This window comes from Ottowia flava (genome assembly GCF_008017535.1).
Lineage (GTDB): Bacteria > Pseudomonadota > Gammaproteobacteria > Burkholderiales > Burkholderiaceae_C > Ottowia > Ottowia flava.
On record NZ_VRUA01000004.1, the window covers coordinates 90785 to 106665 of the forward strand.

Consider the following 15881-nt stretch of genomic DNA (forward strand, 5'->3'; position numbering starts at 1 on the left):
AGTAATAAAGCTACGCTACTTCGTCATGCCAGCCCCACCAGACGCCGGTGGCATCATCGCGCCATGCTTCGCCTGACGGACTTTTTCCTCGCCCGATCCCTCGCCCCCTGGTCGCGCCTGCGCGCGCTGGCCTTGCTGGTGGCGACCTGCGCGCTGACACTGCCGGCAGCGGCGCAGGACGTGGTACAGGCGATCACCGCGCTGACGCAAAGCAGCCGCCCATCGGCCGCCGCGTCCGAAGCGCCGCCGCCGCAGGCCGACCCGAAGCTGGTGCAGCAGGCCGCGCGCGCCACGCAAAAGGACGACGAACGTATCCTCGCGCAGGTCACGGCGCGGCTGGCCCGAAGCGCGTCGTTTCGCCTCGTCAGCGCGTCGGTGCAGGCGGGCGTGGCCGTCTTGTCCGGCAGCGTGCCGGACAACGAATCGCGCCAGTTGGCGGCCAAGGTGGTGGGCGCAGTCGACGGCGTGGTGGCGGTAGAAAACCAGCTCACGCTGGCTGCCGACTTCAACGCGCGCCTGCGCGAGACCTGGGAGATCTTCAAGGACCGCGTCACCCGCTTCGTCGCCGCCATTCCGCTGATGGGGGTGGCGGTGCTGATCGTCTTCATCGCCAACGGCCTGGGCGGCTGGCTGTCGCGCCACCTGGGCGTGGTGCGGCTGGACAGCCACAACCCTTTCCTGGGCACGGTGGTGCGCCGCGGTGTGCGCGCCGGCTTTCTGATCGTCGGGCTGCTGCTGGCGCTCGACCTGCTGGGCGCCACCTCGCTGGTCACGGCGCTGCTGGGCTCGGCCGGCGTGGTCGGCATCGTGCTGGGCTTTGCCTTCCGCGACATGGCGGAAAACTACCTGTCGGGCATTCTGCTCAGCCTGCGGCGCCCGTTCGAGCCGCGCGACCACGTGCGCATCGACGCGCACGAAGGCCGCGTGGTGTCGCTGTCCACGCGCAACACCGTGCTGATGACGCTGGATGGCAACGAATTGCTGCTGCCCAACGCCACCGTGTTCAAGGCGGTGATCCTCAACTTCACGCACAACCCCAAGCGGCGCCTGAGTTTTCAGCTCAGCATCGGCAGCGACAAGGACTTGCAGGCCGCACAGGACCTGGGCGTCGCCACCCTCGCCGCGATGACCGGCGTGCTGAACGACCCGGGCCCCAGCGCCGCGGTCGACGCGGTCACCAGCGCATCCGTGGCGATCAACTACTACGCCTGGGTCGACCAGCGCGAGACCGACTTCGGCAAGGCCCGCAGCGAGGCGATCCGCCTGGTCAAGCTGGCGCTGGAACAGGCCGGCATGGGCATCGCCACCACCGTCTACCAGGTGAAGATGCTGCCGCCCGACGCCGCTTCGCCCGCGCCTGACCCGATACCGGCGCCCGTGCAAGCTGCCGAAGTGGCCAGCGCCCAGGGCGATGTGTCTCCCAGCACCGAGCTGGAAGACCAGCTGACCCAGGAGCGCGCCCGAAAAGCGGGGCAGGACATGCTCAACACGCCTTCACCTCGCAAGGCAGACTGAGGACGGAGCACGGCGCTCGGCGCCGACCTGTTGCGCGCGTGAACCCCACATGCGCAGCTCGCTTCTCGTCGCTGTCACACATGAAACTGGCGGTTTGCGTTCGCCTCCTGTCAGATACCTCCACCACTTTGTCCTTTGCGCACCCCGCTGGTTTCCCGAATGGCATCTTTCGGGGCGGGTGCTACCGTAGGCGGCAAAAGACGACGAGGGGCGCAGGTGGAATTCGAACTGTTGCGGCGGTTCAGTGCGACGGTGGAATCCATCCACGCTGCGGCACTGCGACCTGAACTCTGGACGCAGGCAATGGCGTCCATCGCCCACCTGCAGCACGCGCAACGCGCCCTCCTGTTCACGCCTGCCACCGCGCCCCAAGCCGGTGGCTTCGTCATGGCACACGACATCCCTGAAGCGATGATCGCCGAGTGGGGCACGCGCTATCTGGCGCACGACCTGTGGACCACGGAAGCCCAGCGCATAGGTGCCATCCATGATGGCAACGTCATGCTCGGCACCCAGCTGGTGCCCGACGAGCAGCTCGTGCGCTCGGTCTTCTACCGAGAGTTTCTTTCCAGGTTGAACATCCGGCGGATGTGCACCAGCGTCGTCTTCGCCGGCACCGTCGCCAGGCTGCCGATGACGGCCTGCGCCATCTACCGTGGCAGCGAATACGACGATTTCGACGCGTCGCATTGCCACCTGCTGCAACTGACCGCGCGCCACCTGTCGCAGGCGTTGGGCGCCATGCTCCAGTTGCGCGACACCGAGTTTCGCCTCGCCACCAGCCTGCAGGGGCTTGACCGCCTTACGGTCGGCGTGCTCCTGCTCGGCCAACGCGGGGAAGCCCTGTTCGCCAACCGCAGCGCGCTGGCCCTGCTGTCGCGCGGTCGCGGGCTCTCGCTGCGCGCCGGCCACCCGCTGCAGGACGGCATTGGCTGGCTCCAGGCGGCCGACGACCGTTCACACACGGCGCTCCACGCGGGCATCCGGGCTGCATTGGCCAACGATCCGCTGCAGCCAACGCACTTCTCGCACGGCCTGCGCATCGCACGCGGCAGCGCCACGGGCGAGCTGGTGGTGCAGATCGTGCCGGTCATCGAGCAGGACCCGGTGTGGGGCATGCTGCAGCCGGGCGCACTGGTCTTCGTTACCGACGCCGAGCAGACGCCCCGGCTGGACGCGTCCATGCTGCAGCGCCTGTATGGCGTGTCCGCGGCCGAATGCCGCGTAGCGCAGGAGTTGCTGCACGGCGACACCCTGCAGGACGTGGCGCAGCGCCTGAATCTGGGCGAGAACACGGTGAAATCGCACCTGCGCCAACTGTTTGCCAAGACAGGCACCCACCGCCAGCCCCAGTTGGTGCGACTGCTGCTCGCCCTGATCCACCAGCCCTGACGCCGGCCATCTGCGCGCGGCGGGCGCCCACGCATTCACCCGAACGGGTGATGCGCGGTGAGCATGGCATCGCGATCATCGTGTCATCTTCCATCCAAGACCCCGGAGAACACGATGTCTGCCTGCACCCTGCCCCTGCGATTCGCCCTGACCAGCGTGTTCATCGCCACTCTGGCCGCCTGCGGCGGGGGCGATGACAGCGACGGGGGCGGCGATACGCCCGGCTCGGTCGCGCTGAAAGGAACGGTGGTCATCGATCAGCCAGTGGCCAAGGCGGCCGTCTGCCTGGACTTGAACGCCAACGCCGCCTGTGACGCAGGCGAACCCACGACCCAGACCGCCGCCGGTGGCACCTACGAGCTCACCGCCACTAGCGAGCAGGTCGGCGCTGGGCCGCTGATCGCCCTGATGACCCCGGACGTCGGCGCGGCCGCGCCCTACGCGCTGCGTCAGGTGCGTGGCAAAGCGGGCCAGATCAACCCATTGACCACGCTGGTCGCCGCCGGTGTTCAGGCCGGCATGACCGAATCCTCGGCGCGCGCCAATGCGGCGCTTCAGCTCGGCATAGCCGAAGCCAAGATCGACAACTATCAGGACGACGCGGCGCTGTCTGCCGCACGCGTGCAGGACAGCGCCCGCACCATGGCCAGTGTGGTGGCCGCGGCGCTGGCGGCGGGCGCCACGCTGGAAGTGGGCGACCAGACCGCGGCGTCGGACGCCCGCCCTGGCGACCTGCTCCAGCTGCGCTTTGGCAGCCCTGCGGACTACTTCCTGCGCACCGCTCAAAACAACGCCAAGGCCGCCGGCCCGGTCAACCCGACCTACCGCGACGTTCGCACCGGTGCCGACCGCAGCGTGCCGATCACCGAACTTCCCCAACTGTATCCGACGCTTTACCTCACCTCGTCCGGGTGGAAGCGCTGCACCAGCGAGGATGCGCACATCTCCACACGCGGCAACCCGAACCGCGGTGTCTACTGCAGCGTCAATGCCGCCGTCGCCTACGTGGTGGCCGCGGACGTGGCGGGCCAGCGCATGGCGGACGTGATCACCACCATGCACGCCGACGCCGCCACCAACACCTTGAACAACGGCCTGAGCACAAAGCCCCTGCTCGACGCGGTGGCCGATGCCACCTTCCCCGCCGGTGCCACTTCGCGCCTGCGCACGGGCACCAACCTGAACACCTACTACTTCATCAACGACAGCCGCAACGACTTCCGTCCCGCCGCTGAAGCTGCCACACTGGAAGCGCTGATCGACGCCAAGCCCGCCGCCAAGGTGAACTTGGCCACCGCCGCGGGCTCGCTGACACTGGGCCTGAGCACCGGCGCACAGCGCAATCTGCGCGTCGCCTTCACCGGCACCAACAGCGCCACCAGCGGCACGGTTCAGTTCTACGACTGCGCGCTCAACGCCGACGCAACCGTCGCCTCCGACTGCAGCGCCACTCAGACCGGCACCTACACCATCGAGACCGTGAACGGCGCGCGCATCATGAGCTTCGCGGGGCACGCACCGACCACCGCGTCGGGCCAGATCAACTACTACGGCCAGGTCACCACGGCGAGCGGAGAACGCGTCGCCCGCGTGCGCCAGACCAAGCCGGACCGCGCCTACGCCGGGTCTGTCTCCAGGCGTCTGAATCCGGAGGCCTGGGCCGCGATGAAGGCACGCCTGGGGGTGTAAGCGACGGTCTGAAGGCGCGCCGCTGCACGGGACTGAGAGGACAGTCCCCATGGCCCCGACAGCGGGGCCATGCCCGTTTCAGCGCGCCGCTTTTTCGGCGCCCGGCGCCAATGCCGTGGCGACATCGGTCGCCGTCGGCCACGCAGGCTGGGCGTCGGCGGCCAGTGCGCCACAGGCGTGGCAGAAGCGCGAGAACGCGTTCTTGCGTGCATGGCACACGCCGCACTGGTCGAACAGGCCGATGCCGCAGTGCGGGCAGAAGTCGATCAGCGGGTTCTTCAGGTCGACCGTGCGTTCGCAGCCCGGGCACACCCCCTTGGCCATGCGCGCGACGGCGGTGTCGTAGCTCAGCTCGGCGCGGCGCAGCTGGTCGGGCTGTGCCTCGGCGGCGCGCTGGCGTTCCAGGTAGCGCTGCAGCGCCACGATGGCCCAGCGCCCGACCACCACGGTGAGCACGATGCCGACGATGTAGCGCACGTAGCCGCCGTAGCTGGGCAGGTAGGGCACCAGTTCGAAGAAGAAGGCGAACACCGCAAAGATGATGAAGCCCCACACGAACGGCCACCAGCGGCTTTGGCGGTGGCGCTTGAACAGCCAGCCGGCCACGCCCAACAGCGGCAGCGTCAGCGCCAGGCGGTAGCCGAAGACGCGCAGCTCCTGCGCGCGCAGCGCCTTTTCGTAGCTGGCGCGGGCGCCCTCTTCCAGTGCGCTCAGCTGGCGCTGCGCCTGCTCACCGGCTTGCTGGCTGTCCAGGCGGCGCTGCTCCTGCCGCTCGACCTCGGCGCGGGCGGCGCGTTCGCGCGCCTGCAGCGCGTCCAGCGCCTGCGTGCGCGAGATGACTTCCGGGTCCTGCTCGGCGCGCGCGGTGGCGGTGCGCGTGGCCAGCCAGTTGTTGAAGCCCTGGCGCGTGGTGCTGACGTCCGACTGCGCCACCTTCAGCTTCATGCGCGCCTGCTCCAGCGCGTCCACCGCCGTGCGTTCGTCGACCTCGGCCTTGGCGATCGCGGCGCGCGCCGCCTGGCTGGCAGCCGGGTCCATGTAGTCTTCCAGCGCGCGCGCGCTTTCCACGCGCGGCAGGTCGCTGACGATGTTGCTGCCCAGGCCGATCAGAAAGCCCGCGAAGATGAAGGCCACCAGCCACAGGCCGCGCTGAAACCATTTCTCCGACAGACGCAGTGCTTTGCTCATACCCAGTCCTTGTTCCTTGGAGCTATGTTTTCAATAGCTGCCAGCGCAGATCCATCTAGCGCCAGATGGCATTTTCGTTCAGATCGTCATACCCCCGCCCTTGGGCGCAGCGGCTGCGCTCAGCCGGTCCAGCCAGGCCAGCACCGAATCGGCGGTGACGGTTTCGATGCGGTCGGCAAAGCGCTGCGCGCTGGGGTGGTCGTCAAACGCGATGTTGCCCGCCGTGATGCGCCCGCCCAGCCGCGTCAGCGCGCCGACGCGCAGCGTGGCCGGCCGGTAGTCCTTCAGCCGCAGCCAGGCCTGCGCCTGCACGCGCTGGTGCACCTGCGGGTCGGCCGCCAGCGCCAGCGTCTCGATCGCCCACTGGTTGGACTGCTGGTAGCGCGTGCCCCAGGCGTAGCTGACCATGTTGTAGCGCCGCTCGTGCAGCGCCACGGCGCGCCGGTTGTCCTGCAACAGCTGCCACAGCGCGTCCTGCCAGGCGCGCGGCGCGGCACGCCAGCTGGCCTGGTAGCGCCACAGGTCGTCCAGAAAGAATTCGCCCAGCCCCTGGCGCATGACCACCGACTGGTCGCTGCCACAGCTGTTGAGCTTGTGCACCACGCGCCACGCGCCCTGCGGCGTGCGGTACGCCCAGCCCACGTGCGACCACTGCTGGCCGTAGCGCGTCAAATCCTGCCCGGCGCGCGCCAGCAGCACGACGCGCGTGCCGTCCCGGGCGTAGGCTTGGTCCAGCTCGGCCGCGGTGCGCTGGGCCAGGCCCAGGCCGCGTTCGATCACCGGCGCAGTGGGCTTGGCCACGTCGCAGCGGCGCCCCGCCTGGGCGGCACCTGCGGTCAGCGCCAGCGCGGCGGCGACGGTCAAAAGGGTCTGCTTTTGCATGGCGCGCTCCTCAGATCAGGCGCTCGTCGTGCAGCAGCGCACGCCCGATCGCGTTGGGAACGAAGGCAATGGCCTGGCCAGCGGCCGAGAGGATCACGCCGCTGGCGATCACGGTGGTGACCACCGTGGCGCCCACGCTCAGCACCACGCCACCGGCCGCCGCGCTGGCGACTTCGACGCTGACGGTGGCCGCATCGCTGGCGCGCTCCAGCACGATCACCGTGCCGCGCGCCGAGGCCTCGACCGCCTTGACGGTCAGCACTGCGCCGCCGACAGACAGCGCCAGCGGCACCGCCGCCACCGCGCTGGCCGCCGCACCGGCGACCGAGGCCGTGCCGACCACCGAGGCGATCGGCAGCATCGACAGGCCGACCGACACCTCGCTCTGCGCCACCGCGGGCGCCGTGGCCGCCATCAGCACCGCACTGGCACAGAGCACGGCAGCGGTGGCGCGGCGCAAGGCCTGCAGGGGAGACGGGTAAACGTCTGTTGGGTTCATGGTTTGCTCCTGAAAGCGCAGCTGTCTGCGCAGGTGGTTGTAGGGCTTACGGCCAATTTGGCTTCATTCCGCGGCCACGCCGGCGTGGCCGCGGGCATCGCGCCGGCCGCGCCATTCCGCTTCGGCCAGATCGGCTTCCTGGCGGTCGCGCAGCATCTTGGCCAGCGTCAGCGCGGTGGTGATCAGGTACAGCCAGCTCACCCCCAGGAAGACCTTGTAGGTGCTGTTGACGTCCATGCGCAGCAGGCCCCAGGCCGTCAACGCCATGGCCAGACCGAAGCCGCCCCACACCACCAGGCGGAACAGCGGCGTGTCCGGCACGCGACGCGCGCTGCCGCCTTGCTGCGCGGCTTCGCCATCCCGCACAAACTTCGACAGCACGAAGGCCGTCGACAGGCAGAACAGATAGCCCATGAACATGAACGCGCGGTCCAGGTCCTGCCCTGGCAGGTAGGCCAGACCGATGGCGCACAGCACCAGCGCGATGCCGAACGACACCCACACCTGCAATTGCCAGGGCTTGGAGTCACGACGAATGAGGTTTTGCATGGCGAATCCCTTAACGGGGTTGAACATGCGGCGGAGTGTGAGCGGCGCGGGCTGGATTCGTGCCTCATTGACTGCGAAGCAGCGCACGAACACCCAGTCGGTATCTCATGGCGGTACTTTTAAGCCAACGCGGCATGCGGCCACAGCGCTGCTCACTGCGCGGTCGGCTCCGCCCATCGTCGTGCGTTGCGCTGCGCAACCAGCGCGACGAAGTCGCGACGGTCCACGCCGCCCAGCGCATGCCGGCGAGCCAGAACCGCAATTCGGCCGGGGATGGGGCCGAGCGCAGCGGATGCGCTCGAAAGTCCGGTCGGTCGTGTCTGACGTTCAGCGCCGAAGTTCGACGCCGCCCAAGCCCCAGTGGTGCAGCATCTCGCGCAGCGCGATCAAGCGCGGCGCTGCCTGGGTCGACCGGCAACGCGTCTTGCGTCGCGGGCCGGCCTTCGGCGCGGGCGACGAGGCGGTTGAAGAGGTGCTCGACGGCGTCGATGTTGAGCCAGACCGATTCCGCGTCAGGCAACTCGGCACCGTCCTCGGCCATCGCGCGCAGCAGCGCGTCGTCGATTTGCAGGGTGAAGGCTTCGGGCAGCTGGGCGCGCGCCGGCATGACGGCATCTTCGACCTGCTCAATGGCGCGCTCGATCTCGAGCGGACGCGGCGGTGCGTGGCGCAGCACCTCGCGCGCCAGCGCATCGACGCTGAGCGGCACACTCAGATTCACAGCCAAATCGGCCTTTGGCCCGCTCTGTATCTTCGCTGTCAGCTCCTGAAAACGTAGCATCAGCGCGTCGCCATCCGCGCTCATGCCGCGCTGCGCTGCCAGTCCCAGGTGTAGGTTTCATCGCGCGCCATGCGCTGGGCGTGGTCGGCGACAACCTGTTCCAGCCGGGCGACGTCGGCGTCCGGCTGGGCTTCCACGCGAAAGCTGAGTTGGCCGTCTCCGGCGCGCATCAGCAGCAGGGCAGAAGGCAGTTCGACACGGCCCTGGGTGTCGTCGTAGCTGACGGAGAACTTGTGGCCCCAGTGCTTGCACAGGCGCAGGATGATGCGCGCAGGCTCGACGGTGGTGATGGTGGCCTCGGTGGTGCGGGGTTCTGTCATGGCGAAGATCCTTCAAGAAGTGGCCTGCGGCGCGTTCGCAGCGTCCAGCGCCGCGATGTCGGCCGGCGTCAGCGTCAGTTGCATGGCGCGCACCAGGCTGTCGAGTTGGGCGAGGCTGGTGGCGCTGGCAATCGGCGCGGTGACGCCAGGATGGGCCATCAACCAGGCCAGCGCGACTTCGCCCGGCTGCGCGCGGTGCTGGTCGGCCACCGCGTCCAACGCGGCCAGGATGGCCAGGCCGCTCGGGGTCAGGTAACGCCTGACCCAGGCGCTGCGTGCGCTGTCGGCCAAATCGGCCTCGGTGCGGTACTTGCCGGTCAAGAAGCCGCTGGCCAGGCTGAAGTAGGGCACGACGGCCAGGCCTTCGGTCATGGCGACGTCGCGCAGTGGGCCGTCGTAGCCGTCGCGGTCAACCAGGTTGTAGTGCGGTTGCAGCACGCTGTAGCGCGGCAGGTGGTGTGCGGCGGCGACATCCAGCGCGTCGCGCAGCTGCGGCGCGCTGAAGTTGCTGGCACCGATGGCGCGCACCTGGCCGGCGCGCAGCAGGCGGTCGAACGCGGCCAGCGTGTCGGCCTGGGGAACGCTGTCGTCGAACGCGTGCGAGAAGTAGACGTCGATGTAGTCGGTGCCCAAGCGGCGCAGGCTGGCCTGGATGGCGCGTTCGATGTACGCGGGCGACAGGCCCTGGCCGGGCGCCGGGTTGACGGGCGCGGGCTTGCCGACCTTGGTCATGATTTCGACCTGCGCGCGCACGCGCGGGCCGCGCGCACGCAGCCAGTCGCCGATGACGCTCTCCGACTCGCCGCCCTGGTGGCCTGGCGCCCAGGCCGAATACATGTCGGCGGTGTCGATGGTGGTGATGCCTGCGTCCACCAGCCGGTCCAGCAGCGCGAAGCTGGTGGCGCGGTCGACCGTCCAGCCCAACACGTTGCCGCCAAAAACCAGGCGCGACAGGCGCGGGGCGGCAGCGGGAACGGCAGGTTCGGTCAAGATGTTTGCTCCTCATTCAATAGCTGTTTGCGCAGGTGGCCGTAGGGCCAGAGGCACAAAATACCATGCAAACTGCAACGCGCTGCCGGCAGGGCCATCGGCCCTTTCCGGCAGCGCGGTCGCCGTCAGTCGAAACGGAAAGCCGAAAGGGTCGTGGCCAGCACCTGGTCGCTGAAGACCTTGCGCCCCACGCTGTCGCCCGCGGCACCGGCCACCACGTGCAGCGGCAGCAAATGCTCTTCGGCGCGCGGCGGGTGCGACAGGCGCCCAGCCGGGCCGCTGGCGGTGTCCCACTGCGCCAGGCGCGTGTTGCGTTCGGCCGCGGGCAAGGCCACGGTGTCGGTCAACCAGCGGTCGAATTCGGCACTGACGGGGGTCGAGCGTGGGTCGCCATAGCCGCGCATGTTGTGGTAGCTCATTCCGCTGCCGATGATCAGCACGCCTTCGTCCCGCAACGGCGCCAGCGCACGGCCATAGTCGATGTGCGCCTGTGCGTCGAGGCTGCCCAGCAGCGAGACCTGCAGCACCGGCACGTCGGCGTGCGGAAAGGCGACCTTCAGCGGGATGAAGGTGCCGTGGTCGTAGCCGCGCTGCGTGTCGACAGTGGCGGCAATGCCGGCGTCGGCCAGCAGGCCGCGCACGCGCTCGGCCAGTGCCGGAGCGCCAGGCGCGGGGTAGCTCAGCTCGTAGGTGTGCGGCGGAAAACCGTAGTAGTCGAACAGCATGCCGGGGCGCGCGGCGCCCGTCAGCGTGGGCTGTGGCGCCAGCCAATGCGCGGTGACGAGCACGATGGCCTTGGGCGTGGCCGGCAGGCTGCCTGGAATGCTGCGCAGGAACGCGGCGGTCTTGTCCCAGGCGTCGGCCGGGTTCCAGTCCATGAAAAAGCACGGCCCCGCCCCATGCGGGATGAACAGCGCGGGCATGCGCGTGGCCGTGGCGGTGGGGGTTGTGGTGATGGTGCTCATGGTGAATAAGTTTGGGCTTTGAGCGGGTTTTTACAAAGCCCCAGAATCCTCATTCAGTTTCAACCCCCAGTGTGAAGTGGAGCCCCTCCCGTGGACCGTTTGACCAGCATGCGCGTGTTTGCGCTGGCCGCCCAGGCCGGCACCTTGTCGGGCGCGGCGCGCATTCTCGACATCTCCCCCGCCATGGCGACCAAGCACGTGGACGCGCTGGAGGCGCGCCTGGGCGTGAAGCTGCTGCACCGCACCACGCGCAAGCTGACGCTGACCGAAACCGGCGAGACCTACCTGGACACGGTGCAGCGCGTGCTGGCCGAGCTGGACGAGGCCGACGCCAGCGCCACGTCGCAGCGCACGCTGGCCACCGGGCTGCTGCGCTTCAACACGCCGCTGGCCTTTGGCGTGCGCCACATTGCGCCGCTGATGCCGGCCTTCAACCGGGCGCACCCGGCCGTCACGGTGGAGCTGGGCATGACCGACGCCGCCGTCAATTTGGTGGACGAACGCTGGGATCTGGCCGTGCGCATCGGCCCGCTGCACGACGACAGCCTGCAGGCGCGCCGCCTGGGCGACTGCCAGATGATGCTGTGCGCCGCGCCCGCCTACCTGGACGCACACGGCGAGCCGCGCAGCGTGGCCGATCTGGCCCAGCACAACTGCTTGGGCTACACCTTGTCGGCCACCAACTCCGCCAGCCTGTGGCGTTTTGGCCGTGACGGCAGCGTGCGCCAGCCGATCCAGGGCAACCTGCGCGCCAACAGCGGTGACGCGCTGCGCGCCGCGGCCATCGGCGGCCAAGGCCTGGTGTACGAGCCCAGCTTCATCGTCGGCCACGACGTGGCGCAAGGCGCGCTGCAGGTGCTGACGCTGGACCACCCACCGCACGACCTGGGCGGCATCCACGCCGTGTGGCCCGCCAACCGCCACCCGCCGGCCAAGGTGCGCGCGATGGTCGACTTTCTGGTGCAAGCCCTGGGCGATGTGTCGAACCCCATCTGCTCGGCCGTCGCCACCGCCCAACCCGCCAAGCCGAAGCGCAGCCGCGCCACGCAGTCTGGCTGACTGGACGAAGTGCACGACGACGCACCGCCCTCGGCCGAAGAGAAGGCCTTCTTGGCGTTGGCCTTGAACGCTTGGCGGGCGAGCTCGGCGGCGCAGCGGCGGGCGTGAGCGAAACAACTGAAGGCAGCGATCAGTCGGACTACATGACAGCAAGCCGTCCGCGCCTGAAGCAGCGGCGCTCGCAACTGCAGTTCTGGATTGATCAACACCAACGGCGAGGGCTAGGACTCACATCTACCGTCTCCGTCTCCGTCTCCGTCTCCGCCGAGCAAATCACTGAACTCTTGGAATGCAGTGGGCCAAATGTAAAGATGATTGATAAGCGCAGCAACGAACGTCTCGATCATTCGAACGTGGTTTTCAGTGAAAGATACCTCAACGCTATGCGCTGCAGCGTTTCCAAGAAGACGGATATAGGTTGCCGCTTTTGCCAACAACGGCGGAATCGCTTCCTGGTCGGCAAGGATTGCTAAGCCTTGCGCGAGGTTGCGCTGCTCGACGCCCCGGTCCCTAACAATTGTTTCGAGTACTGCGCGTGCTTTAACAGCATAGGCCTCGTTTGACACAGACCTCACTCGCTCGGCTTGATGGAATGCTTTCCGAACCAATGCTGGGGCCTCAGATAGCTCTGGCACCTTGCCCGGATATTCGCGCTCGCCGAACTGAGAATGCGGGCTGTGTAGCGCGGACCAGACGTAGACTGAGACTCTGGAGCAACCATCGCATTGAAGTAGCCGATAGGTAGCCGGCTCGTGCCCCTTGTAGCCGTCGGCGTCACAGAACTCAACATCAGACTCCACCGTATGGAGTAGCGTGTGAACAGTCGCGGTACGGCAACGGTCGCATTCAAGAAAAGTCTTGGCTGGTTTGGAGTCCATGTCAGCAGATGAACACTTTCTGGTTATCTAGCGTCAGAACATCTATTCTTGCTCGCTTCGTGCGCGCACACCGCCGTTCAACACCTACGGTTAGTCTGCTAGGAGTCGTGCCACCTTGCCCTGCAACACCTCCGGCGTCACCTGCGCCGCCGACACCGGCTCGCCCACATTCAGGCCCACGCGGTTGAACAGGCCGCGGCGGAAGGGGCGGGTCATGGCGCCGTCTTTTTCGATGCGGCTGAAATACGAGCCCCACAGATTGGTCAGCGCCATGGGCACCACGGGCACGTCCAGGCCGTCGGCCTTGGCTTGCTCCAGGATCTTCATTACGCCGCCCTTGAAGGGCTGCAGTTGGCCATCGCGGGTCAGGCCGCCTTCGGGGAAGATACCCAGCAGATCGCCTTCGCGCAGCACCTTGGCGGCCTCGTCAAACGCGTGCTGGTAGACGGTGGGGTCTTCCTTCTGCGGGGCCACCGGGATGCACTTGGCCAGGCGGAAGATCCAGCCCAGCACCGGCACCTGGAAGATGCGCGAATCCATGATGAAGCGGATCGGCCGCGGGCTGGCCGCCATCAGCAGCACGGCGTCGACAAAGCTCACGTGGTTGGCCACCAGGATGGCCGCGCCTTCGCTGGGGATGTGCTGGTCGCCCCGCACCTTGAAGCGGTAGACGATGCGCGTCATCACCCACGCGATGAAGCGCAGCAGGTATTCGGGCACCAGCAGGAAGATGTAGCCCGCCACCACCGCGTTGGCCAGGCCAACGATGAGGAAGATCTGCGGAATGCTGAACCCGCTTTTCAGCAGCGCACCGGCGATCACGCTGCTGGCGATCATGAACAGCGCGTTCAGGATGTTGTTGGCGGCGATGATGCGGGCCCGGTGCGTGGGCGCGCTGCGCAGCTGGATCAGCGCGTACATCGGCACGCTGTACAGGCCGGCAAACAGACTGAGCAGCAGCAGATCGGCCATCACGCGCCAGTGCGCCGGCTGTGCAAGAAAGCTCCGGAGGGTGTGCCCCGCGTGCGGCGGCAGCCCGCGGGAAGCAAAGTACAGGTCCACCGCGAACACCGTCATGCCGATGGCGCCCAGTGGCACCAGGCCGATCTCCACGTGGCGATGCGAGAACTTTTCGCACAGCAGCGAGCCCACGCCGATGCCGACCGAGAACACCACCAGCAGCAGCGAAGCCACCTGCTCATTGCCGTGGAGCACCTCCTTGGCGAAAGCCGGGAAGTTGCTGAGGAACACGGCGCCAAAGAACCACATCCACGAGATGCCCAGCAGTGAGCGGAACACGACGACGTTGCCGTGGGCCAGCTTCAGGTTGCGCCAGGTTTCGGTGACCGGGTTCCAGTTGATCTTCAGGCCCGGGTCGGTCGCCGGGGCGTTGGGAATGAACTGAGCCACCACGCGGCCAGCGATCGCCAACGCTACACAAGCGATAGCTACCGACGCATGCCCCACCTGCGGCAGAGCCACCAAAAGACCGCCAACCACGTTGCCCAGCAGGATGGCGACAAAGGTGCCCATCTCGACCATGCCGTTGCCGCCCGTCAGCTCGCGCTCATTCAGCACCTGCGGCAGGTAGGCAAACTTCACGGGCCCAAACAGGGTGGAATGCAGACCCATCAGGAACACGCAGCCCAGCAGCACCGGCACATTGGCCACCATGAAACCCCAGGCCGCCAGCAGCATGATGGCGATCTCCAGGTTCTTGACGAAGCGGATCATCCGCGTCTTCTCGAACTTGTCGGTCAGCTGCCCGCTGGTCGCGGAAAACAGCAGAAAGGGCAGGATGAACAGCGCGCCGATCACCAGGCCCGCCATCGCCGGCTCCAGCCAGCTGACGCTCAGTTGGTACGTCACCATCACGGTGAAGGCGAACTTGAACAGGTTGTCGTTGGCCGCGCCGGCGAACTGCGTCCAGAAGAACGGCGCAAAGCGGCGCTGGCGCAGCAGGGCGAACTGGTTCGGTGCGGCGCGCGCGGCGACAGGTTGGTGCGCGGCGCGGGCGAAGTCGGTCGAAGTCATGCGGGCGGATCCTTCAAAGGACACGACGTTGCGACGACGTGCCGTTGGGCGTGCATTGTGCGGTGTCGCCGTGTCTGGCCGACGCCACCCGCTTGCGCGCCAGAGCACACACCACCGGCCAGACCGCCAAGGCCGCGACGACGTGCTTCAGGCTGTGGCCCGAGACGGCGCCCGCCGTCCATGCAAACACCGGCGCGTCGGCCAGTTCCAGCCCCTTGGCTGCCGCGTACGTGAGCACCACCGCCAGCAGCGAAAAGCCCAGCGCCTGCGGGCGCGGCCGCTGCGTCGCCAGCGCCAGCAGCAGCACCAGGCCGCTGGTCTGCAGCACCGTCCACGGCGTCATGTTGCCGGTCAGCGCGTCGAGCAAAGCCGAAGTCGGCGCCGCCACCGCAATCACCAGCGCCAGCACCACGCCCGCGCGGGCGCTGATCCGGTCGGCTGCCGCCAGGCCCAGCAGCGCGGCAAATGGCAGCGCCATGCCCAGGCGGTCCAGCGTCAACCCGGCGTTGTCCGGCGCCAGGTGGTAGAGGCTGGAGCCGACGGCCGTCCCCAGCAGCCCGATGAAGAGCAGCACCGCCAGCACGCGCTGCACCACCGGCAAAGCGCCGCGCGGCACCCGGCACGCCACCCACAAGCCCCACGTCGCCACGCCCCCGAAGGCCAGGTTGGTCAGCACATCCAGCGCGTGCGGCACACCCGCCAACATGCGCTGGTCGGCAAACCGGTGGTAATCGGCCGGCAGCGCCATCGGCGGTAGCCACAAGGCCAGCGCCATCAGCAAGGGCACGGCCGCCAGCAGAAGGCATTCGGCGACGGACGCGCCGCCGGTCGTGGGCGCCGCTTCGGCAGCAGCGAGGGGGAAATCGGCAGGTGTCGGCATGGTGAACAAGGGCCGCGGCGCGGCAGGGAGTGAGAGCTGCGCGACTGTGCATGTCGGATCGCCGAACGGGCGCATCGATCAGTGCCAGACACCTGTGATGACGCGGGGCGTATCTCCCAGCGATACCGTGAAGCCGCTCTGCGGCGCGCGGCCCGCGTCCGAAAACGCTGCTCATGCTGCCTGTCGCTGGCGCCAGGATAGCGTGCTTTTGCTACTCTTTATATAGCTTCTCGCGCAGTGCATGATTGCGCTACAGGCTG

General features: G+C 67.9%; 15 protein-coding genes. 4 read left to right on the forward strand and 11 right to left on the reverse strand.

Going from position 1 to position 15881, the window contains the following annotated elements; all coding sequences use genetic code 11:
- Positions 1–63: 63 nt before the first annotated feature.
- The 3 genes from FVQ98_RS06505 (at position 64) to FVQ98_RS06515 (ending at position 4596) form a co-directional block, all read left to right on the forward strand.
- Positions 64–1515 (forward strand): mechanosensitive ion channel domain-containing protein, encoded by a 1452-nt coding sequence (locus tag FVQ98_RS06505; RefSeq protein WP_187265653.1) that lies wholly within the window; start codon positions 64–66, stop codon positions 1513–1515.
- A gap of 216 nt (positions 1516–1731) precedes the next feature.
- A complete protein-coding gene (locus FVQ98_RS06510; protein WP_147912625.1) occupies positions 1732–2907 on the forward strand; it encodes a helix-turn-helix transcriptional regulator in 1176 nt (391 codons plus the stop codon).
- Positions 2908–3021: 114 nt separating this feature from the next.
- Positions 3022–4596, forward strand: a complete 1575-nt coding sequence (locus FVQ98_RS06515; RefSeq protein WP_147912626.1) for a hypothetical protein — start codon at positions 3022–3024, stop codon at positions 4594–4596.
- 78 nt (positions 4597–4674) lie between these two features.
- On the opposite strand, the gene FVQ98_RS06520 is transcribed toward FVQ98_RS06515, so the two are convergent.
- The 8 genes from FVQ98_RS06520 to FVQ98_RS06555 form a co-directional block, all read right to left on the reverse strand.
- Positions 4675–5784 carry a zinc ribbon domain-containing protein gene (locus FVQ98_RS06520; RefSeq protein WP_147912627.1) on the reverse strand — a complete coding sequence of 370 codons (1110 nt, stop codon included), beginning with the start codon at positions 5782–5784 and terminating at the stop codon, positions 4675–4677.
- Positions 5785–5862: 78 nt separating this feature from the next.
- Positions 5863–6666, reverse strand: a complete 804-nt coding sequence (locus tag FVQ98_RS06525; protein ID WP_147912628.1) for a DUF2145 domain-containing protein — start codon at positions 6664–6666, stop codon at positions 5863–5865.
- 10 nt (positions 6667–6676) lie between these two features.
- Complete coding sequence (locus FVQ98_RS06530; RefSeq protein WP_147912629.1) at positions 6677–7165, reverse strand: hypothetical protein; 489 nt, start codon at positions 7163–7165, stop codon at positions 6677–6679.
- A 63-nt stretch (positions 7166–7228) separates the two neighbouring features.
- Positions 7229–7714 carry a YiaA/YiaB family inner membrane protein gene (locus tag FVQ98_RS06535; protein ID WP_147912753.1) on the reverse strand — a complete coding sequence of 162 codons (486 nt, stop codon included), beginning with the start codon at positions 7712–7714 and terminating at the stop codon, positions 7229–7231.
- A 64-nt stretch (positions 7715–7778) separates the two neighbouring features.
- Positions 7779–8519 carry a hypothetical protein gene (locus FVQ98_RS06540; RefSeq protein ID WP_147912630.1) on the reverse strand — a complete coding sequence of 247 codons (741 nt, stop codon included), beginning with the start codon at positions 8517–8519 and terminating at the stop codon, positions 7779–7781.
- Positions 8516–8815: a DUF2218 domain-containing protein gene (locus FVQ98_RS06545; RefSeq protein WP_147912631.1), complete on the reverse strand. Its 300-nt coding sequence runs from the start codon at positions 8813–8815 to the stop codon at positions 8516–8518. The genes FVQ98_RS06540 and FVQ98_RS06545 overlap by 4 nt, the downstream gene beginning before the upstream one ends.
- A gap of 12 nt (positions 8816–8827) precedes the next feature.
- Positions 8828–9805: an aldo/keto reductase gene (locus tag FVQ98_RS06550; RefSeq protein WP_147912632.1), complete on the reverse strand. Its 978-nt coding sequence runs from the start codon at positions 9803–9805 to the stop codon at positions 8828–8830.
- 125 nt (positions 9806–9930) lie between these two features.
- The gene (locus FVQ98_RS06555; protein WP_255507660.1) at positions 9931–10770 is read right to left on the reverse strand and encodes a DODA-type extradiol aromatic ring-opening family dioxygenase; all 840 of its coding nucleotides are present in this window, start codon (positions 10768–10770) and stop codon (positions 9931–9933) included.
- Positions 10771–10860: 90 nt separating this feature from the next.
- Here FVQ98_RS06555 and FVQ98_RS06560 point away from each other — a divergent pair, with 90 nt between their 5' ends.
- Positions 10861–11829 (forward strand): LysR family transcriptional regulator, encoded by a 969-nt coding sequence (locus FVQ98_RS06560; RefSeq protein WP_222707574.1) that lies wholly within the window; start codon positions 10861–10863, stop codon positions 11827–11829.
- A 221-nt stretch (positions 11830–12050) separates the two neighbouring features.
- Here FVQ98_RS06560 and FVQ98_RS20270 read toward each other — a convergent pair whose 3' ends face one another.
- From FVQ98_RS20270 to FVQ98_RS06575, 3 genes are all read right to left on the reverse strand, one after another.
- Complete coding sequence (locus FVQ98_RS20270; protein WP_147912633.1) at positions 12051–12707, reverse strand: DUF4145 domain-containing protein; 657 nt, start codon at positions 12705–12707, stop codon at positions 12051–12053.
- A gap of 90 nt (positions 12708–12797) precedes the next feature.
- Complete coding sequence (locus tag FVQ98_RS06570; RefSeq protein ID WP_147912634.1) at positions 12798–14741, reverse strand: MFS transporter; 1944 nt, start codon at positions 14739–14741, stop codon at positions 12798–12800.
- Positions 14742–14754: 13 nt separating this feature from the next.
- Positions 14755–15621, reverse strand: a complete 867-nt coding sequence (locus FVQ98_RS06575; RefSeq protein ID WP_147912635.1) for a hypothetical protein — start codon at positions 15619–15621, stop codon at positions 14755–14757.
- Positions 15622–15881 lie beyond the last annotated feature (260 nt).